The 18,093-nt window shown below is 66.4% G+C and carries 20 protein-coding genes and 1 tRNA gene; 12 read left to right on the plus strand and 9 right to left on the minus strand.

The annotated features are described in order from the left end of the window. Nucleotides 1-53 precede the first annotated feature (53 nt). Nucleotides 54-1,094, minus strand: coding sequence for an alcohol dehydrogenase family protein (locus NSE01_RS04635; protein ID WP_147158478.1), 1,041 nt, complete (start codon nt 1,092-1,094; stop codon nt 54-56). Then, nucleotides 1,091-1,828, minus strand: coding sequence for an SDR family NAD(P)-dependent oxidoreductase (locus NSE01_RS04640; protein WP_147158479.1), 738 nt, complete (start codon nt 1,826-1,828; stop codon nt 1,091-1,093). The genes NSE01_RS04635 and NSE01_RS04640 overlap by 4 nt, the downstream gene beginning before the upstream one ends. 196 nt (nt 1,829-2,024) lie before the next feature. Between NSE01_RS04640 and NSE01_RS04645 the strand changes: the two genes are divergently transcribed. After that, nucleotides 2,025-2,423, plus strand: coding sequence for a hypothetical protein (locus NSE01_RS04645; protein WP_147158480.1), 399 nt, complete (start codon nt 2,025-2,027; stop codon nt 2,421-2,423). 12 nt (nt 2,424-2,435) lie between these two features. On the opposite strand, the gene queF is transcribed toward NSE01_RS04645, so the two are convergent. Continuing rightward, nucleotides 2,436-2,897, minus strand: coding sequence for a preQ(1) synthase (gene queF, locus NSE01_RS04650; protein WP_147158481.1), 462 nt, complete (start codon nt 2,895-2,897; stop codon nt 2,436-2,438). A 184-nt stretch (nt 2,898-3,081) separates the two neighbouring features. Between queF and sseA the strand changes: the two genes are divergently transcribed. The 4 genes from sseA to NSE01_RS04670 all read left to right on the plus strand — a co-directional run bounded on the left by sseA (nt 3,082) and on the right by NSE01_RS04670 (nt 7,075). Next, nucleotides 3,082-3,927 carry a 3-mercaptopyruvate sulfurtransferase gene (gene sseA / locus NSE01_RS04655; protein WP_147158482.1) on the plus strand — a complete coding sequence of 282 codons (846 nt, stop codon included), beginning with the start codon at nt 3,082-3,084 and terminating at the stop codon, nt 3,925-3,927. A 495-nt stretch (nt 3,928-4,422) separates the two neighbouring features. Beyond that, on the plus strand, nt 4,423-5,652 hold the full coding sequence (gene metC, locus NSE01_RS04660; RefSeq protein WP_147158483.1) for a cystathionine beta-lyase: 1,230 nt from the start codon (nt 4,423-4,425) through the stop codon (nt 5,650-5,652). Next, nucleotides 5,649-6,626 (plus strand): mechanosensitive ion channel family protein, encoded by a 978-nt coding sequence (locus NSE01_RS04665; protein WP_174811994.1) that lies wholly within the window; start codon nt 5,649-5,651, stop codon nt 6,624-6,626. The genes metC and NSE01_RS04665 overlap by 4 nt, the downstream gene beginning before the upstream one ends. Next, nucleotides 6,623-7,075: a hypothetical protein gene (locus NSE01_RS04670; protein WP_147158485.1), complete on the plus strand. Its 453-nt coding sequence runs from the start codon at nt 6,623-6,625 to the stop codon at nt 7,073-7,075. The genes NSE01_RS04665 and NSE01_RS04670 overlap by 4 nt, the downstream gene beginning before the upstream one ends. A 27-nt stretch (nt 7,076-7,102) precedes the next feature. Here NSE01_RS04670 and NSE01_RS04675 read toward each other — a convergent pair whose 3' ends face one another. Beyond that, nucleotides 7,103-7,573, minus strand: a complete 471-nt coding sequence (locus NSE01_RS04675; RefSeq protein ID WP_147158486.1) for a DUF3237 domain-containing protein — start codon at nt 7,571-7,573, stop codon at nt 7,103-7,105. Nucleotides 7,574-7,824: 251 nt separating this feature from the next. Here NSE01_RS04675 and cobA point away from each other — a divergent pair, with 251 nt between their 5' ends. The 7 genes from cobA to NSE01_RS04710 all read left to right on the plus strand — a co-directional run bounded on the left by cobA (nt 7,825) and on the right by NSE01_RS04710 (nt 13,510). Further along, complete coding sequence (gene cobA, locus NSE01_RS04680; protein ID WP_147158487.1) at nt 7,825-8,607, plus strand: uroporphyrinogen-III C-methyltransferase; 783 nt, start codon at nt 7,825-7,827, stop codon at nt 8,605-8,607. Next, a complete protein-coding gene (locus NSE01_RS04685; protein WP_147158488.1) occupies nt 8,604-8,900 on the plus strand; it encodes a DUF2849 domain-containing protein in 297 nt (98 codons plus the stop codon). Before cobA ends, NSE01_RS04685 begins: the two co-directional genes overlap by 4 nt. 2 nt (nt 8,901-8,902) lie before the next feature. Next, nucleotides 8,903-10,537, plus strand: a complete 1,635-nt coding sequence (locus NSE01_RS04690) for a nitrite/sulfite reductase (RefSeq protein ID WP_147158489.1) — start codon at nt 8,903-8,905, stop codon at nt 10,535-10,537. Continuing rightward, entirely contained in the window at nt 10,530-10,961 is a 432-nt protein-coding gene (locus NSE01_RS04695; protein WP_147158490.1) for a DUF934 domain-containing protein, read from the plus strand. Before NSE01_RS04690 ends, NSE01_RS04695 begins: the two co-directional genes overlap by 8 nt. Further along, nucleotides 10,951-11,754: a phosphoadenylyl-sulfate reductase gene (locus tag NSE01_RS04700; RefSeq protein WP_147158491.1), complete on the plus strand. Its 804-nt coding sequence runs from the start codon at nt 10,951-10,953 to the stop codon at nt 11,752-11,754. Before NSE01_RS04695 ends, NSE01_RS04700 begins: the two co-directional genes overlap by 11 nt. Nucleotides 11,755-11,831: 77 nt before the next feature. Next, nucleotides 11,832-12,182, plus strand: a complete 351-nt coding sequence (locus tag NSE01_RS04705) for a thiol-disulfide oxidoreductase DCC family protein (protein ID WP_147158492.1) — start codon at nt 11,832-11,834, stop codon at nt 12,180-12,182. Then, nucleotides 12,179-13,510 carry an ABC1 kinase family protein gene (locus NSE01_RS04710; protein ID WP_147158493.1) on the plus strand — a complete coding sequence of 444 codons (1,332 nt, stop codon included), beginning with the start codon at nt 12,179-12,181 and terminating at the stop codon, nt 13,508-13,510. Before NSE01_RS04705 ends, NSE01_RS04710 begins: the two co-directional genes overlap by 4 nt. 4 nt (nt 13,511-13,514) lie before the next feature. Here NSE01_RS04710 and NSE01_RS04715 read toward each other — a convergent pair whose 3' ends face one another. The 5 genes from NSE01_RS04715 to NSE01_RS21470 form a co-directional block, all read right to left on the minus strand. Next, nucleotides 13,515-14,441 (minus strand): NAD-dependent epimerase/dehydratase family protein, encoded by a 927-nt coding sequence (locus tag NSE01_RS04715; RefSeq protein WP_246135035.1) that lies wholly within the window; start codon nt 14,439-14,441, stop codon nt 13,515-13,517. Beyond that, complete coding sequence (gene proB, locus NSE01_RS04720) at nt 14,438-15,583, minus strand: glutamate 5-kinase (protein WP_147158495.1); 1,146 nt, start codon at nt 15,581-15,583, stop codon at nt 14,438-14,440. Before proB ends, NSE01_RS04715 begins: the two co-directional genes overlap by 4 nt. A 213-nt stretch (nt 15,584-15,796) precedes the next feature. Beyond that, nucleotides 15,797-16,855: a GTPase ObgE gene (gene obgE / locus NSE01_RS04725; protein ID WP_147158496.1), complete on the minus strand. Its 1,059-nt coding sequence runs from the start codon at nt 16,853-16,855 to the stop codon at nt 15,797-15,799. 212 nt (nt 16,856-17,067) lie between these two features. Further along, a tRNA-Ala gene (locus tag NSE01_RS04730) sits at nt 17,068-17,143 on the minus strand. Between the two features lie 105 nt (nt 17,144-17,248). After that, on the minus strand, nt 17,249-18,040 hold the full coding sequence (locus NSE01_RS21470; protein ID WP_176590045.1) for a hypothetical protein: 792 nt from the start codon (nt 18,038-18,040) through the stop codon (nt 17,249-17,251). Nucleotides 18,041-18,093 lie beyond the last annotated feature (53 nt).

Raw genomic sequence — 18,093 nt, forward strand, 5'->3', positions numbered from 1 at the left:
AAGGGGGCAATGACGAGGATGGGGGCGATAGCGAACGTTGGAGCGGTGGATCGCTAGTCCGGCGTCAGCACCATCTTCAGCGCACCTGCCTCACGCGCTTCGAACAAGCGGTAGGCCTCTGCACCCTCGCTCAGCGGCATGCGGTGGCTGACGTAGCGCTCGGGCCTGAGGCGGCCGGATCGGACGAGCGGGAACAGCGCAGGCAACTCTTCGGGGACCGAGCAGGTGCCGGTGCGGAAGGTGAGGCCGGCGGCGAAGGCGCGCTCCAGCGGGAAGGCGAAGCGGCGGGATTGCTGGACGCCGATGACCGAGACAGTGCCGCGCGGGCGGACGAGGCGGAGGGCGAAATCGACCGTCGCGTCGCTGCCGACGACTTCAACCACGCAATCGAGCTTCTTGCCCTTGCCGTCTGCCTTGATGCGTTCGAGCGCTTCGTCCGGGTGGAGCGTGATCGCGCCTGCGGCTTCAGCGATCGCGCGGCGTTCGGGGATCGGATCGATCGCGTAGACGACGTGGGCGCCCATCACATAAGCGCTGTCAACCGCCATGAGGCCGATGGGACCGAGGCCGATGACCGCGACCGAGGCGCCGGGGACGACGTCTGCATTGCGCACGCCGTACCAGGCCGTCGCCAGCGCGTCGGTCATCATCAAGGCCTGTTCCTCGCTGACTCCTTCCGGGATGGCGACCGCGTTGGCATCGGCGGCGGGGACGCGCACGGCTTCGGCCTGCGAGCCTTGCAGCGCGGCGGAGAGGCCGTAGCAGGCGCCCATATTGAACTCGCAGGTGTTGACCACACCGGCAAGGCACGAGCGGCAGCGGCCGCAGCCGACCGCGGCGGGGATCATCACAAGATCGCCGACCTTGTGGCGCTGCACGCCCTTGCCGACTTCGACGACTTCGCCGACCGCCTCGTGGCCGACGCAGAAGCCGATGTCCTTCGAGAAGCCGTGGCCGTGGTAGATGTGGAGATCCGACCCGCAGATCGAACAGGCGGTGACGCGGACTACGGCATCGCCATCGGACTGCGGCGCGGGGTCGTCCATGCTTTCATAGCGCACATCGCGCGCGCCGTAGTAGCGCAGGGCCTTCACAGCGTGAGCCCTCCATCGACGATCAGCGTCTGCCCGGTGACGTAGCTGGCGAGCGGGCTGGCGAGGAAGAGGACGGCGCCCGCCATGTCTTCCGGCGTGCCGAGACGGCCCTGCGGGATGCGGGCGATCGAACCGGCGAGGCGCTGCGGGTTCTCGGTCGTCACCTTGGTGAGCTTGGTATCGACAAGGCCGGGGGCGATCCCGTTCACGCGGATGCCCTCCCCTGCCCAGGCATTGCCGAGCGTGCGGGTGAGGCTGACCGCACCGGCCTTGGAGGCCGCATAGGCGGGGTTGCCGACATTCGCGCCGAAGCCCGCGACCGAGCTGACGGTGATGAGGCTGCCCTTGGTTTCAAGAAGCTGCGGTTTGAACTTGCGGGCGCAGTTCATCAGGCTGTCGAGATTGACCGCCATGACCTTATCCCAGCCGGGACGCTCGAACTCGCCGCGCTTGTAGACCACGGTGCCCTGGCAGAGGACGAGGACATCGAGGCTGGCGAAGGGCAAAGGCGCGGCATCGATGGCATCGGGATCGGAAACATCGACTGAAGTGTAGCCGAGGCCGGTGAGGTCCGAACCCTCGGAGGGATCGTAGTCCTCTGCCCGCGCGCGGGTGCCCCAGACGTGGACTTCAGCCCCGCGCGCCGCGAAGGCGCGGGCAATGCCGTTGCCGATGCCGCTCGATCCGCCGACGACGAGGACCTTCCGGCCGGTGAAATCGGTATCGCCGCTCATGTCTATCCTGTCTCCCTCGGAGCGCTGCGCTCTCTTGCAGCCTCTTTTTGGCAGCGCCGACCGCTCGCGCAAGCGGGAACCCTGCTTGTTCAGAAAAGTAACCCCCAAGATGAACGCGGGCCAACGCGGCATTCAGGCTCGTGCCACGGCGAATCAGGCAGATTGGCTTCATCGGAACCAGTGAAGGGGAACGACAATGAAGACGATGACCAAGGTTTTTGCAGCGGCGCTCGCTCTCGGCGGCGCGGCGACCAGCACCGGCACGGCCAGCGCACATGACTGGCGCGGCAATGGCTGGGGTTACTCGCAGCAGTATGGCGGCGGCGACCGCGGCAATTTCGGCGGCGCCTGCTCTGGCCAGCGCGGCTACCAGTTGGAACGCGAGCTTCGCTTCAAGACCAGCCGCGGCCTGATCGACTACCGCACCGCGCAGCGCATCCAGCGGGATATCGACAAGCTGCAGTGGAAGGAACAGCACGAATGCCGCGAAGGCGACTGGCGCGCGGTTGGCAAGATTCAGCGCGACTATGCCCGCATCGACCACTGGATCGACGAAGCGGCAGACCAGTATCGCGGCGGGTACTGGCGGCGCTGAAGCGCGCCAGCCCTATCCCCGGCCGCGGTAGGAGGCGACCCCCTGATCGGGCACCCACAGCCCGGCAGGGGGCGCATCCGATTGCCAGAACACGTCGATCGGGATGCCGCCGCGCGGATACCAGTAGCCACCGATACGCAGCCAGCGTGGGCTCATTTCGGCGAACAGGCGCTGGCCGATGCCGACGGTGACATCCTCGTGAAAGCCCGCATGATTGCGGAACGCGCCGAGGAACAGCTTCAGCGACTTTGATTCCACGATGGTTTCGCCCGGCGCGTAGTCGATCACGAGATGCGCGAAATCGGGCTGGCCGGTCACCGGGCAGAGCGAGGTGAATTCCGGCGCGGCAAAGCGCACGAGGAACAGCGATCCGGCGCGCGGATTGGGCACATAGTCGAGCACGGCCTCCTCGGGCGAGGCAGGCAGGCTGCTGGTCTGGCCCAGGTGCAGCGGGATGGCGCCGATATCGGTCATGCGGAAGGTCCTTTCGTGGGCGCGCCTTTGCACCCGTGTGCGCGGCGGGGCAAGCGGGCGCTTGGGGCAGGCCAGAAAAGCGGCGGAATCGCACCATTTTTGGCGTGACGACGGCGGGGGGCGGGGTTAGTCTCCCCCATCAAGGACCCGCAGAGACGGGCCGCATGCAGGACGGAGCTGACCCATGGATTCCCTGGTCTCGACCCAGTGGCTCGCCAGCGAGCTGCGCGCGAGTGATCTGCGCATCGTCGATGCGAGCGCGTTTCTGCCCGAGCACAGCCGCGATCCCGCGCTGGAATACGAGGCGTGCCACATTCCTGGCGCGGTGTTCATGAACCTTGCCGAGCTTGCTGATCCGGCGCGGCCGGGCCTGAACATGCTGCCCAGCGCCGAACGTTTCGCCAGCAAGATGCAGAGCCTTGGCCTCGGCGATGGCAGCCGCATCGTGCTTTACGACGACAGCCCGGTGAAGACCGCGGCGCGCGCGTGGTTCATGCTGACGATGTTCGGCGCGGCCAATGTGGCGCTGCTCGATGGCGGCATCGCCAAGTGGAAGGCGGAAGGCCGCCCCTGCGCGCAGGGCAAGGAAACGCTGCGGCACCGGCACTTCACCGTGTGGAGCGACGACCGGCAGGTGCGCAGCAAGGACGATGTGCTGGCCAACCTCGAGAGCAACGCGGCGCTCGTGATCGATGCGCGGGGGCCCGGGCGGTTCACCGGCGATGTGGCTGAAGTGAAGCCGGGCCTTGCCAGCGGACACATTCCGGGCGCGCGCAACGTCTATTACGCCAGCATGTTCAAGCCCGACGGCACATGGAAATCGCCCGACGAGATCCGCGCTGTGTTCGATGCGGCTGGCGTGGACCTGACTCGTCCGCTGATTAGCAGCTGCGGTTCGGGCGTGACGGCGAACGTGCTGATCTTCGCAGCCCAGTTGATCGGCAAGCACGACGTGGCGCTTTATGATGGCAGCTGGAGCGAATGGGGCTCCGATCCGGCGACGCCGAAAGAGACTGGGGCGGCGCGGTAAAGGGGATCGAAACCGGATCGAATTTCGGTCCGTTTGCGGAGCATCCCGACTTTCCCGAATAGCGCAATTCTGCCATCTTTCCCGGCGGAGTGGAAAGCCCGGCTTAGCTGAGTGCTAACCCCCAAGACTGAGTGGGAAGTCCGGCCAGGCTGTGAGTGCTTCCCCCAAACGGAGTGGGAGGCCCGGTAACGCAGTGGCCTCCCCCCAACTCTGCTAGCCCTGCGCATACCAGACTACTGGCGAGACTGCCTGAGCCGGATGCTTCGACAAGCTCAGCATGAGCGGTTGGGGATGAGCGCCCCTCCCCCTCCCTCGTCATTGCGAGGAGCGTAGCGACGAAGCAATCCAGAGCGGCTGTGTGTGACGCTCTGGCTTGCTTCGCTGCGCTCGCAACGACGAGGTTGGGTGATTGTTTGATGCGGATTGGGCCATTTGGTGCGTGAGCCGATCAACCCCATGATTCCCTTCCCCGCAAAATCCGCCTAAGACCGCTCCATGGCGGAACATGACATCGAAGGCGCAGGCATCGGTACGCGGCTTGTGGGCGTTGGCCGGCGGGCGGAATGGACGGGTAGCGCGGATCATCCCGGTGCGGTGGTCAATCCGCCGGTCTATCGCGCAAGCACGCATCTCTATCCCGATATGGCGGCGCTCAGGGCGCATCCGGCGAACGAGGACGGCAAGTTCTATTATGGCCGGCGCGGCGCGCCAACGCAGTGGGCGCTGAGCGAGGCGCTGACGGCGCTGGAGCCGGGGGCTGAGGGCACGGTGCTCTATCCTTCCGGCGTCGCCGCGATCATGGGAGCGCTGCTGACGGTGCTGCGGCCGGGCGATGTGCTGCTGATGATCGACAATGCCTATGAACCCAGCCGCGCGATGGGGCGCGGTCTGCTCAAGGATTTCGGCGTGGAGACGCGCTGGTTCGATCCGGCGGACCCGGCGGCGTTCGAGGCCGCGATCTGCGAGCGGACCAAGGCGGTGCTGCTGGAAAATCCGGGTAGCCTGACGATCGAAGTCTGCGATGTGCCGCGGCTTTCGGCCATCGCGAAGGCGCATGGGGTGACGGTGGTGCTCGACAACACCTGGGCCTCGCCGCTGGGGTTTCCGGCGCTGGAGCGCGGGGCGGACATCACGATCATGAGCCTGACCAAGCATGTCGGCGGGCATTCCGACGCCATGATGGGCAGCGCGAGCGCGGGTCCGGCGTGGTACCGCAAGCTGCGGCTGCGCGCGCAGGGGCTGGGCAATGTCGTCTCCCCCGATGATGCCGCGCTGATGCTGCGCGGTCTGCGCACGATGGGGCTGCGGCTGGCGCAGGAAACAGGCTCGGCGCTGGCGGTGGCCGAATGGCTTTCCGCGCAGCCGGAGGTGGCCAGGGTGATGTGCCCGATGCTGCCCGGATCGCCGGGGCATGAGCTGTGGAAGCGCGACTTTACCGGCGGCTGCGGGCTGCTGAGCTTCGTGCTGAAAGGCGGCACTTCGGCGGCGCGTGATGCGCTGATCGATGGGCTATCGCTGTTCGGCATCGGCTATTCGTGGGGCGGGTTCGAGAGCCTGGCCACCCCGGTCGACCCAGCCTCCATCCGCACCGCGAGCCCATGGCCGCTGCCCGGGCTGGACGCGGGCGACCTGTTCGGCGTGCGGCTTTCCATCGGCCTCGAGGATGCGGGAGACCTGATCGCAGACCTTGCGCGCGCTCTGACAACATGGCGGGCCGCCGCATGAGCGAGTGGACCAAGCTGCGCCGCACGGTGATCGACTGGGCCGCCTCGCTCGATGACATCGGCTTCGATGTCGGCCGCACGCACATCTCGCTGTTCAACGCGGTGTGGATGGTCGTGGTCGTCATTCTGGTGATCGTGTTCGGGCGTGTGGCCGGCCGTGTCGGCCGGCGCGCGGTACGGGGCATGAAGGGCCTCGACGGGACGCAGAAGGCGCTCGGCGAGAAACTGATGACGGTGACGGTGTGGACCGTCGCGGTGCTCGTCGGCATCGATGCGGTGGGGATCAACCTCACCACGCTGACGGTGTTTTCGGGCGCCTTCGGCCTCGCGGTCGGCTTTGGCCTGCAGAAGACCTTCGGCAACCTGATCGCGGGCGTGATCCTGCTGATGGACCGCTCGATCAAACCGGGCGACGTCGTGGCGGTGAACGACACCAAGGGCAGCACCTTCGGCGTGGTCAGCCGGATCGGGGTGCGCGCGATCACCGTGGCGACGCGCGACAACCGCGAAATCCTGATCCCGAACGAAATCCTGATGACCACGCAAGTCGAGAACTGGTCGCACAGCTCGAAGGAAGTGGGCATCACGATCCCGGTGAACGTGGCCTATGGCAGCGACCTCGACCTTGCCGAAAAGCTACTGCTGGAAGCGGCGATGACGGTGCCGCGCGTGCTGCGCGATCCGGCGCCCTCGATCCTGTTCGATGCCTTCGGGGCGAGCGCGATCCAGCTGCTCATCTACATCTCGATCAACGACCCGGAAAACGGCGTGGGCAACGTGCGGTCCGATGTGCTGAAGGCCGCGTGGCATGCGCTGAAAGACAGCGGCGTGAGCATTCCGCTGCCGCAATCGGACGTGACGCTGCGGGATTCAGATGGGCTGCGGGTGCTGGCTGAGGCGCTGGGCCAGCGGGGAACGCAGGTTCAGACAGGAGGCCGATCTTCCGACGATCGGCGCAACGGCGATAGCGAATGAAATCGCCTTTGCTGCGGGCTGCTGCGGCGTTTTCCGGAATTGCGGTGTTTCTCATCTTCGCGTTCACGCTGCAGGACAGATTTAGCGTACCGTTTGCTCTGACCTACCGCATCGCCTGCGCACTGGCATGTTTCTGGCTCGCTGCAAAACTCATCACCGAATACCCTGATGAGCGCTGGCCAAAGATAGCCTTGTTGATCGCGGCGTTATGCGACCTCGGCTTGTTCTTCTCACCGCTCCGCCACCTTCCGGCGTCAAAGGGGGATATTCTCTTCTTCGCTGCCCCCTACGTTCTGGTATTCCTCACCGCGCGGATCAGCACGTTTCAGGTCAATGATGTCCACCAGCGTGCAGTGCGCCAGCAGATGGTTCTCGGCCTCGTTCTGGCTATCGCCTTCTGTGCCATTTTCTTGTCCATCATGCTAATGCCGGAACATCCGGCGCACTGACGCTGCGAACTTTGCGCGATGCTGGCTTCACCCAGCCGCCGCAGGGCCCCTTGCCGGACGGTAGACTCGGTATTCGATCCCGAGCCCCGGAAGGACGCGGCCTTCGCCAACGAAGAATGTCGTGTTGACCCAGCTGTAGCGCGGGTCTCCGGTCTCCATCCTCGGGTTGGTGACGAAGTACTGATCGGTGAACTCGGTCCCTGTGCCGTTTTCGATGGCGCCCATGACGGCCGCGTTCATTTCGAGCAGCCCGAAATACTGCACGTAGAGAAAGGCCCCGTCGTGGGTTTCGACCTGTGCGCGAACGTCGACCCTGAGGAAGCCATCGGGCCCAATCAGCGCCCACTCGCCGCCCCCGCGGATCACCCCGCTGAGGCGGTCGCCGACCACTTCGCCGCCATCGATCTCGTAGTACATGCGCGTGCCGATGGGGCCTGCGCCGATCGGAAGGGGCGGCTTCAGACCGGCTCTGAAGGTGAACTCGTGCACCAGTTCCATCGGATATCTCCCCCTGCATTTTGACGCGAAGACAGTACCACTCTTTCGAACAGCGGACACAGGCAAACTTCGGCGCTGGCGTGAGCCCACCCCCCAGCCCCTCCCGCATGCGGGAGGGGAGCAACAAGGCGCTACTACTCCCCTACCGCATGCGGGAGGGGTTGGGGGTGGGCGGCGCGCTAAAGCTCACCTAGCCGCCCCCCTAGGTTTCCTCGCTGGCGATTGCGGGGGCGGAGGGCCATCTGGCGCCCATGAGCAATTCGCCCCCCCAGGATTCCGGCAGAATCGGCACCGTCTACCTTGTCGGAGCAGGGCCCGGTGATCCGGACCTTCTGACCTTGCGCGCGGCGCGGCTGCTCGCGGCGGCGGAGCTCGTCGTGCATGACGGGCTTGTCGATCCGGCGATCATGGCGATGATCCCTGCGGGCGCGCGGCTGGTTTCCGTGGCGAAGAGCCGCGCGCGGCACACCTTGCAGCAGCATGAGATCAACGCTCTGCTAGTGCGTGAGGCGCTGGCCGGGCACGATGTGATCCGCCTCAAGGGCGGCGATCCGTTCGTGTTCGGGCGCGGCGGCGAAGAGGCGGAGGCCTGCTATGCGGCGGGGGTTCCGGTTCAGGTCGTGCCGGGTGTGAGCGCGGCGATGGGCGCGGCGGCGGCGGCGCAGATCCCGCTGACGCACCGCGAAAACGCCTCGATCGTCAGCTTCGTGGCGGGCCAGTGCAAGGGCCTTTCCGAGCAGAACTGGGCCGGCCTTGCGGGCGTTGGCCGCACGCTGGTGATCTACATGGGCGTCGCCACGAGCGAGGCGATTGCCGAGAAGCTGATGGCCGATGGCCTCGCGCCCGATATGCCGGTGGCGGTGATCGAGAACGCGGCGCGGCCTTCGATGCGCGTGCTGCGCGGGGCGCTGGCCGGGCTCGGCGCGCTGGTCGAGGAGCAGAAGGTGAAGAGCCCTGCCCTCATCGTGATCGGCGAAGTGACCGCGCGCGAGCGCGCACAAGAATTGCAGAAGATAGCGGAGACCGCTGCGTGAAGATCTTGACGGGAAATGACTTGGGCAGCGGCGATGTCGTCTGGTGGGACGGCAAGGGCTGGTCGCGCGATGTGAACGACGCGGTCGACGTGGGCGATCACGCGGACGCGATCCTCGCTGCCGAGGAAGCCGCGCGGCGCGTGAACGCGAGCTATGCGATTGCCGCGACCCGCACCGAAGCCGGCGTCCGCCCCGCGCATATCAAGGACCGCATCCGGGCGCTTGGCCCGACCGTGCGGCTCGACCTTTCCCTCCGCCCCGGCGATCCCGAAGCCGCGAAGCAGGTGATCTGAACATGTACCAGTATGACCAATACGACCAGGCCATGGTCGATGCCCGCGTCGAGGAATTCCGCGGCCAGGTGGCGCGCCGCATGGCGGGCGAAATCACCGAGGACCAGTTCAAGCCGCTGCGGCTGAAGAACGGGCTCTACCTGCAGCTCCATGCCTACATGCTGCGCGTTGCCATTCCCTATGGCACGCTGAATGGCCGCCAGATGCGCCTGCTGGGCGATATCGCGGACAAGTATGACCGCGGCTATGGCCACTTCACCACGCGCCAGAACATCCAGTACAACTGGATCAAGCTGGAGGACGCACCGCAGATCCTCGCCGATCTGGCGACGGTGGAGATGCATGCCATCCAGACCAGCGGCAACTGCATCCGCAACATCAGCTCTGACCACTTTGCCGGGGCGGCGGCGGACGAGCTGGTCGATCCGCGCCCTTATGCAGAGTTGCTGCGCCAGTGGTCGAGCTTCCATCCGGAGTTCGATTACCTGCCGCGCAAGTTCAAGATCGCGGTGATCGCGAGCGATACCGACCGCGCGGCGATGCGCCTGCACGATATCGGCATCCAGATCGTGACGAACGATGCGGGCGAGATCGGCGCGCGCTTCTTCGTGGGCGGCGGCATGGGCCGCACGCCGATGATCGCGCCAGTGATCCGCGAGTTCGTGCCCGCGCTGCAGATGGTGAGCTACGCCGAGGCCTGCCTGCGCGTCTACAACCGCTATGGCCGCCGCGACAACAAGTACAAGGCGCGCATCAAGATCCTCGTCCACGAGATCGGCGCGGACGAATACCGCCGTCAGGTGGAGGAAGAGTTCGCGCATATCCTAACCCTCGGGCTGGAGCCGCCGCAGGCCGAGTTTGAGCGGATTGCCGCGTTCTTCGCCGATCCGGGCCTCGAAAGCGGCCTCGCCGATGGCTATGACCGCAGCGATCCCGATTTCGCCGTTTGGGCCGACCAGAACACCGCGCCGCACAAGCAGGCGGGCTACAAGGCGGTCGTCATCAGTCTCAAGCCCGCGGGCGGCATTCCGGGCGATGCCACGGCAGACCAGATCCGCCTGATGGCTGACCTCGCCGAAGCCTACAGCCTCGACGAACTGCGTGTGACCCACACGCAGAACATCGTGCTGCCGCATGTGAAGCAGAGCGATCTCTACGCGCTGTGGCAGAAGCTGGATGAAGCGGGTCTGGCCACCGCAAACCTCGACCTGATTGGCGATATCATCGCCTGCCCTGGCCTCGATTATTGCAGCCTTGCCAATGCGCGTTCGATCCCGCTGGCGCAGAAGATTTCGGCGCGGTTCGCCTCGCCGGAGCGGCAGCGCACGCTGGGCGAACTCAAGCTCAAGATTTCGGGCTGCATCAATGCCTGCGGGCACCACCATGCCGGCCACATCGGCATTCTGGGTGTCGATAAGAAGGGCACCGAGAACTACCAGTTGCTGCTGGGCGGTTCGGAAGCATCGGATACCTCGCTCGGCACGATCACCGGCCCCGGCTTCAGCGAAGACGGCATCGTCGACGCGATCGAAACCGCGACCGAAGTCTACATCTCGCAGCGCGCCGAGGGCGAGCGCTTCATCGATACCTACCGCCGCATCGGTATGGCCCCGTTCAAGGAGGCGATTTATGGCTGACACTCTCCTGCGCCTGCGCGTCGATCCGGCAAGCGGAGCGCCCGTGCTGTCGCTCTCAGACTTCCTTGCCTCGGACAACGCCGCAGCCGTGCGCATCGAGCCGGGCGAGGATGCCCGCGCGCTGGTGCCGCATCTCGGGCGCATCGCGCTCGTCGAGGTGAGCTTCCCCGCCTATACCGACGGGCGCGGCTATTCTTCGGCGCGGATCCTGCGCGAAGCAGGCTTCAAGGGCGAACTGCGCGCCGTGGGCGATGTGCTGCTCGATCAGCTCAGCCACATGAAGCGCTGCGGCTTCGATGCCTTCCAGCCCGCGCAGCCGATTGCAGCCGAAGCGGCGCAGCAGGCCTTCGCGACCTGGCCTGATGTCTATCAGAAGACGGTGGACGGCCGCTCGCCCATCTGGGCCAAGCGCCATGGCCTCTAACGAAGCACGCGCAGCAGACCGGATCGACGCCGGACCGCGCTTCACCGAGAGTGACGCGATCCGGCTCAACAATCTGTTTCGCGGCACCGACACGCCCGAGATGCTGCGCAGCGTCCTCAAGGACAGGCTGATCGGCGATGTGGCGGTCGTTTCCAGCTTCGGCGCGGAAAGCGCGGTGCTGCTGCATCTGATTGCGCAGGTCGACAAGTCGATCCCGGTGATCTTCCTCGAAACGCACAAGCATTTCCCCGAAACCATCGCCTACCGCGATGAACTGGTGGTGCACCTTGGGCTGACCGGTCTGCTGATCGTGGAGCCCGATGCCGCGCAGCTGGAAGCCAAGGATGGCAATGGCCTGCGCTGGTCGTGGGATCCCGATGGCTGCTGCGATATCCGCAAGGTGCAGCCGCTGGCGCGCGCGCTGCTTGCGTTCGATGCTTCGGTCAGCGGACGCAAGGGCTTCCAGTCCTCGACCCGTTCGGGCCTGCCGCGCTTCGAGATCGACCGCACCGATGCCGAAGGCCGCCTGAAGTTCAACCCGCTCGCCTCGTGGAGTTCGGACGATCTGGAGGCCTACATTGTCCGCCACGATCTGCCTCGCCATCCGCTGGTGGCGCAGGGCTACCCCTCGATCGGCTGCGCCCCCTGCACCAGCAAGGTCGCGCCGGGTGAAGACCCGCGTTCGGGCCGTTGGAAGGGCTGGGACAAGGTAGAGTGCGGCATTCACGTGCCGGGTTCGCCCGCAAGCGAGAGTGACGGCGAACTGCCTCCGGGGTACGATCCGGCGTTTTGAGGCTTGTGCCTCGCCTTGCCGCTCCTCACCATTGAGCACCTTGCGAGGTCTGGGCGCCAAAGCCTAGGCGCAAGGCCATGGCCCCCGCCCCGCTCACTGTCTGGTACGATGGCGCTTGTCCGCTCTGCACGCGCGAGATTGCGCTGATGCGGCGGCTTGATCGGGCGCGGCGGATCAACTTTGTTGATGTGAGCGAGGACGCGGCGGCTTGCCCGCGCGACCGGGCGCTGCTGCTGGCGCGGCTCCATGCACGGGAGGACGGCGTGCTGCTGGATGGCGCGGCGGCCTTTGCGGCGATGTGGCGAACAATCCCGCTGCTGCGTCCACTTGGCCTGCTGGCGCGGATTCCCGTAATGCTCAAGGCACTCGAATGGGCCTATGTGCGGTTTCTGCGGGTTCGGCCTGCTCTGCAAAGGATGATGCGTTGAGCGACGACAGGTATCGCAAGGTTCCCACCAGCCGCCTGTCGCGCTTTTCGGCGTTCGGCCAGTTGGCGGGCGGCGTTGCGGGCGGTGTGATCGCGGAAGGCGCAAAGCGGATCGCGCGCGGGGAGCGGCCGCAGATGGCGGACCTCCTGCTCACTCCCGCCAATGCGACGCGCGTGACCGAGCAACTGTCCCGCCTGCGCGGCGCGGCGATGAAGCTGGGGCAGATGATCTCGCTCGATGCAGGCGATCTGCTGCCGGCGGAGCTGACCGCAATCCTTGCCCGGCTGCGCGATGCGGCACATTTCATGCCGCCCAAGCAATTGCAGACCGTGCTGGCGGCAACATGGGGCCCGGACTGGCGGCGCAAGTTCGCCCGCTTCGAGGCGACGCCGATTGCCGCTGCCTCCATCGGGCAGGTCCATCGCGCAGTGCTGCACGATGGGCGCACGGTGGCGGTGAAGGTGCAGTATCCGGGGATCGCCGCCAGCATCGATGCCGATATCGACAACGTGGCGACCCTGCTGCGCGTTTCAGGCCTGCTCCCCAAGACGCTCGACATCTCGCCTCTGCTGGTCGAGGCAAAGCGGCAGCTGCACGAGGAAGCGGATTACTTGCGCGAGGCGGAGCAGATGCGCCGCTATGGCGCGATGCTGGCGGGCGAGGACATGTTCGTGGTCCCCGCGCCGGTCGACGAACTGACCGGGCCAAGCGTGTTGACGATGGACTTCATCGCCTCACGCCCGATCGATACGCTGGCCGAGGCAGCACAGGATGTGCGCGACCGGGTGATGGCCGCGATGCTCGATCTGGTGCTGCGCGAACTGTTCGTGTTCGGCTTCATGCAGACCGACCCGAACTTCGCCAACTACCGCTGGCAGCCCGATACGGGCAGGATCGTGCTGCTCGATTTCGGCGCGGCGCGTCCCGTACCGGACGAGACGCGCGCTGCCTATGCGCGGATGATGCAGGCCGGCCTGAATGGCGATCCGGCAGAGCTGAAGCGGCGCATCTGCGAGGTGGGCTTCGCATCCGAAGAACAGATGGCGCGGCACGGCGATGCGTTCGAAGGGGTGATCGGGGTGATCCTCGAGCATGTGAACAAGGCCGAGATCTTTGACTTTGCCGACCGCAGCTTCGTCGCGAAACTGCGCGATTTCGGCGAGCCGGTGGCGCAGGACCGCGACACCTGGCACCTGCCTCCGATGGATACGCTGTTCGTGCAGCGCAAGGTGAGCGGCACGGCGCTGCTGGCGGTGCGGATGAAGGCGCGCTTGCCGCTGCAGAGCATGGTCGCGGCTCGGCTGGCGGGGCTGGTAGAGCCAGCCTGAGGGGCTACTTCAGCCAGCCGGCCTCGCGATACCACGCGGCAGTGGCCTTCAGCCCCTCGCGCGTGTCGATCCGGGGCCGCCACAGCGAGGCGGGCGGCTGCGCGCCCTCCCCCACAGTCCAGTCCGGGTGACAGATGTAGCTCGCACGGTCTGACGTGAGCTTGGCCTTCTTGCCGCGGAACAGCCGGTCGGCCCGGGCGGCGAAGTGGACCAGCCGGGGGGACAGCGACAGCGGACGGATCGGCTTTTCGCGCACCGCCGCACCGATGGCGTGCGCAAGGCGGACGTGTGTCCAGCCGCCGGGTTCGCCATCATCGGGCTCAAAGATCTGGTGCGTGGTTTCCTCGCTGCTTGGAAGCAGCGTGAGCAGCAGTTGGGCCAGATCGGCGACATGGATCACCGAGAGCCGCCCGGGCGGCGGCAACGGCACGAAGCCCCGCCGCGCAAGGCGGAACAGATCGAGCATTTCGGTATCGCGCGGGCCGAACACAGCGGGCGGGCGAACCACGGTCCAATCAAGCCCTGAGGCGCGTACCAGCTTCTCCCCGCGTAGCTTGGATGCGCCGTAAACTGACAGTTGCGGCTCGCGCGCGGAGAGCGAGGAGACGTGGATCATCCGCCCGACGCCCATCTCGTGCGCCGCCTCGATCACGCGCAGGGTGCCCTGAACATTGCCTTCCTCGAAGCCCGCAGGATCGGGGGCGTTGACCACCCCGGCGATGTGGATGACCGCGCTGGCGCCTTCCATCAGGCGCTTGAGGGCGGCCTTGTCGCCCAGATCGCCGTCAATCCATTCGACCCCGCCGCGCAGACGCTGCTTGCGCCGCGTGAGCGCGCGTACTTCGATTTCCTGCCGGCCGGCAGCCAGGAGCACGGCCTGCCCCACGAAACCGGTCGCGCCGGTCACCGCAACGAGCGCGCCCTCTGTCACAGCATCACCAACTGGTCGCGGTGGATCAGCGCCGAGCGCGGCGCATAGCCGAGCAGCGCTTCGTGTTCGGTGGAAGGGTGCCCCATCAGCGCCGCGCATTCCGCCGCATCGTATTCGCTAAGGCCGCGCGCGACGACGGCGCCATCCGGGCCGAGCACGGCAATCGCATCGCCGCGCAGGAAGCTGCCCTCAACCGCCTTTACCCCTGCGGCAAGCAGGCTGGAGCCGCGCGCGAGCGCTGCAGCCGCACCTGCATCGACCGTGACGGAGCCCTTCATCCGCAGCTTGCCGCCAAGCCACGCCTTGCGGGCGCGGGCCTTGCGTCCGGATCTTGCCGGGGGACAGAACAAGGTGCCACGCTCGGCGCCAAGCGCGGCGGCGATGGGGCTTTCCGGGCGGCCATCGATGATCGCCAGCGCGATACCCGCAAGGCCTGCGATCTCGGCGGCCTGCAGCTTCGAGGTCATGCCCCCGGAGCCGAGGCCGGAGGAGGAACCGCCCGTCGCCATTGCATGGATCTCCGGCGTCACGCCGCGCACCACCGGAATGCGCACCGCGCCTTCGAGCCGGGGATCGCGATCATAGAGGCCGTCGATATCCGAAAGGAGAAGCACCGCGCTCGCGCCCGCAGCCTGCCCGACGCGGGCGGCGAGGCGGTCGTTATCGCCAAAGCGGATTTCCTCGGTGGCGACGGTGTCGTTCTCGTTGATGACCGGCACTGCGCCGGCAGCCAGCAGCGTACCGAGCGTGGCGGTGACATTGAGATAGCGGCGGCGGTCTTCAAGGTCTTCAAGCGTCAGCAGCACCTGCGCCGCGATCAGACCGTGCGCGGCAAGGAGTTCAGCCCAGAGCCCGGCGAGCGCGATTTGGCCAACGGCGGCGGCGGCCTGCGCATCGGCGAGGCTCCCCCGCCCGCCCCGCGCAAGGCCGAGCTTGCGGGCGCCGAGCGCAATCGCACCGGACGATACGACGATGACATCCTGCCCACGCGCCCGGGCTGCGGCAATTTCCGCCACCAGCAGCGTAAGCCATGCCCGGCGCGGCTCGCCATCCTTGCCGACAAGCAGCGCCGAGCCGACCTTGATGACAAGACGCGGTGTCTCGGCGGCATCCGTCAGCTGTGGGAGGCGATCAATCGACATGGTGGGGGCCGCTTAGGGGAAATGCGGCAGCGCGGAAAGGGGTTGGGTGGTGTCGCCATGAGCCAAACGCGGAGGAATCGTCTGGCCGCTCTGGATTGCTTCGCTGCGCTCGCAATGACGAAGGAAGACCATACCGCTTCTCGTCATTGCGAGGAGCAAAGCGACGAAGCAATCCAGAGCGCAATGCACTGACGGGGGGAAGTCAGAACCAGATCAGATCGGCGACCAGGGCTTCTGGTCGTCCGCGTCTTCCACTTCACCATCCGGCCGCTCGGTTGCGGTCGCGGCAGGGAGATGTTCGAGCACGGCATCAAGCAGGGCGTTCATGCCCTTGCCCGTGGCGCCGGAAATCGGGAACACGCGGCGCGCACCAGCTGCACGAAGCTCGGCGCGGAAGGCGCTGACGAGTTCGGCATCGACGGTGTCGATCTTGTTGAGCGCGATCAGGCGGGGCTTTTCGTCGAGCCCGCCGCCATAGGCTTCGAGTTCGTCCTGCACGATGTGCAGCGCCTCGGCGGGATCGGTGCCGTTGATATCGATGAGGTGGATCAGCACGCGGCAGCGTTCGATGTGGCCGAGGAAGCGATCACCTACCCCTGCCCCTTCGGCGGCGCCGGCGATTAGGCCGGGAATATCCGCCAGCACGAATTCGCGGTTGCGATGGCGCACTACGCCAAGCTGCGGGCGCAAGGTGGTGAAGGCGTAATCACCCACCTTGGCCTTGGTGTTGGTGATCTGGTTGATGAAGGTGGACTTGCCCGCATTGGGCAGGCCAACAAGGCCGACGTCCGCCAGCAGCTTGAGCCGCAGCCAGACGTACATTTCCTGCGCTGGCCAGCCTGGGCCAACCTGGCGCGGGGCGCGGTTCGTCGAGCTCTTGTAGGAAAGGTTGCCGCGCCCGCCATCGCCGCCGCGCAGCAGAACCTCGCGCTGGCCGGGCTCCGTCAAGTCGAGCAGCACGGTTTCGCCATCCTCGCCGTCGATCACCTGCGTGCCGACGGGGACCTTGATGACGAGATCGTTGCCCGCCGCGCCGGTGCGGTTCTGGCCCGCGCCGCCGCCGCCGCGCTGTGCCCGGAAATGCTGGGTATAGCGGAAGTCGATCAGCGTGTTGAGGCCGGTGATCGCTTCGAAAATGATGTCGCCGCCCTTGCCGCCATTGCCGCCATCGGGGCCGCCATACTGGACATACTTCTCGCGCCGGAAGCTGACCGCACCCGGCCCGCCCGCGCCTGAGCGAATGAAGATCTTGGCCTGGTCGAGAAAATGCATGGCGGTCGCTCTAGCGTAAAACGCGAAAACTGTCGCGCATGGTTGGTTGGCAGGACCAGTATGTCGGAAATTGGCTCCGAGCGAGCCGAGAATGGTGCCGGTCGAGAACCGGCGCGCAGCGACCATTAAGGTCGCGAACACCGGAAGCGCAGAACGGTGCCATTCGCAGGCCGTTCCCCTTATCAACTAGGGGGGGCCAATTTACGGCATACTGGTGGAGCCGAGGGGGATCGAACCCCTGACCTCGTCATTGCGAACGACGCGCTCTCCCAGCTGAGCTACGGCCCCGTTCCCAGTATCTTCCAGCAATCTGGCACAAGGCCATCCTGCCGGGAGCGCGGCCCTTAGCCCAGCGGGACCGCGCTTGCCAAGCGCAAAATGCGCCGAGCCAGATCAGGGTGTTCCGCTGTTCGCGGCAGGCGCGGGCGGCGGGCCGTACCTGGCGTTCCATTCGGCGAGATCGAGCCGGTACTTTTCATAGCGGCGGTAGAAATCGTCGTAGACCACCTCGATGTTCGGCAGGCTGCGGACTGCGAACGCTTCGAGTTCGGCCGGCTTCAGCGTGGGCGTCCTCACCGGGGCCGCCTTGGCGCCCTTCTTCGGAGGCGCAGCCTTGGGCGCAGGCGGCGTTACCGCGTCCAGATCGCTGGTGACGGCAAGCGCCGCATTGCAGAACTCGTTCATCGCCGGCGGTAGCGCGAAATGGTTGTAGACCGAGGTCATGTAAGCCTCGCGCGGGGCGGTGAACTTCGCGCCGTAACGGGCCTTGAACTCGGCATCGACCTTGCGGTTCGCGGCGGCGAGGGTCGCGGTGTAGTTCTTCAGGAAGGCCTTGTAGCGCGGCAGGATCTCGGCGTGCTTGGGGTCGCTGCAATTGAGCGCGGCGACATTCAGGGCCGAGCGCAGGTTCCACAGCATCTGCGTGGACGAGATGTTGCGGTTCACCGACTGGCGCAGACCACTGCCATCGAGCGGCGGGATGGTGAGGTTCTCGCTCGCGCCGGCGGGTGGCTTGGGCTTCGGCGGCGGCGGAATGTAGGGCTTGGCCGGCGGCGGAGGAGGCGGCGGAGGTGGCGGCGGCGCAGGCGCAGCGCAGCTCGCCAGTGCGGCGGCGAGCACGGCAGCGGGCAGGAAGCGGGCAATGCGGTGGAAAGCTGGCGCCACAGGGCGCGAGGTACGAGGCATGCGAGAGGTTCCCCCCGGTTATCTTTGACGCATCCTGTAACCGGCTCGTCGCG

It is taken from the genome of Novosphingobium sediminis, assembly GCF_007991615.1.
In the GTDB taxonomy this organism is placed as follows: Bacteria; Pseudomonadota; Alphaproteobacteria; order Sphingomonadales; family Sphingomonadaceae; genus Novosphingobium; species Novosphingobium sediminis.

Excerpts from the sequence above, each read along its gene's own strand:
- NSE01_RS04640 (WP_147158479.1), bottom strand. The coding sequence starts at position 1,828 with ATGAGCGGCGATACCGATTTCACCGGCCGGAAGGTCCTCGTCGTCGGC.
- NSE01_RS04645 (WP_147158480.1), top strand. The coding sequence starts at position 2,025 with ATGAAGACGATGACCAAGGTTTTTGCAGCGGCGCTCGCTCTCGGCGGC.
- queF (WP_147158481.1), bottom strand. The coding sequence starts at position 2,897 with ATGACCGATATCGGCGCCATCCCGCTGCACCTGGGCCAGACCAGCAGC.
- sseA (WP_147158482.1), top strand. The coding sequence starts at position 3,082 with ATGGATTCCCTGGTCTCGACCCAGTGGCTCGCCAGCGAGCTGCGCGCG.
- metC (WP_147158483.1), top strand. The coding sequence starts at position 4,423 with ATGGCGGAACATGACATCGAAGGCGCAGGCATCGGTACGCGGCTTGTG.
- NSE01_RS04665 (WP_174811994.1), top strand. The coding sequence starts at position 5,649 with ATGAGCGAGTGGACCAAGCTGCGCCGCACGGTGATCGACTGGGCCGCC.
- NSE01_RS04670 (WP_147158485.1), top strand. The coding sequence starts at position 6,623 with ATGAAATCGCCTTTGCTGCGGGCTGCTGCGGCGTTTTCCGGAATTGCG.
- NSE01_RS04675 (WP_147158486.1), bottom strand. The coding sequence starts at position 7,573 with ATGGAACTGGTGCACGAGTTCACCTTCAGAGCCGGTCTGAAGCCGCCC.
- cobA (WP_147158487.1), top strand. The coding sequence starts at position 7,825 with ATGAGCAATTCGCCCCCCCAGGATTCCGGCAGAATCGGCACCGTCTAC.
- NSE01_RS04690 (WP_147158489.1), top strand. The coding sequence starts at position 8,903 with ATGTACCAGTATGACCAATACGACCAGGCCATGGTCGATGCCCGCGTC.
- NSE01_RS04695 (WP_147158490.1), top strand. The coding sequence starts at position 10,530 with ATGGCTGACACTCTCCTGCGCCTGCGCGTCGATCCGGCAAGCGGAGCG.
- NSE01_RS04700 (WP_147158491.1), top strand. The coding sequence starts at position 10,951 with ATGGCCTCTAACGAAGCACGCGCAGCAGACCGGATCGACGCCGGACCG.
- NSE01_RS04705 (WP_147158492.1), top strand. The coding sequence starts at position 11,832 with ATGGCCCCCGCCCCGCTCACTGTCTGGTACGATGGCGCTTGTCCGCTC.
- proB (WP_147158495.1), bottom strand. The coding sequence starts at position 15,583 with ATGTCGATTGATCGCCTCCCACAGCTGACGGATGCCGCCGAGACACCG.
- obgE (WP_147158496.1), bottom strand. The coding sequence starts at position 16,855 with ATGCATTTTCTCGACCAGGCCAAGATCTTCATTCGCTCAGGCGCGGGC.
- NSE01_RS21470 (WP_176590045.1), bottom strand. The coding sequence starts at position 18,040 with ATGCCTCGTACCTCGCGCCCTGTGGCGCCAGCTTTCCACCGCATTGCC.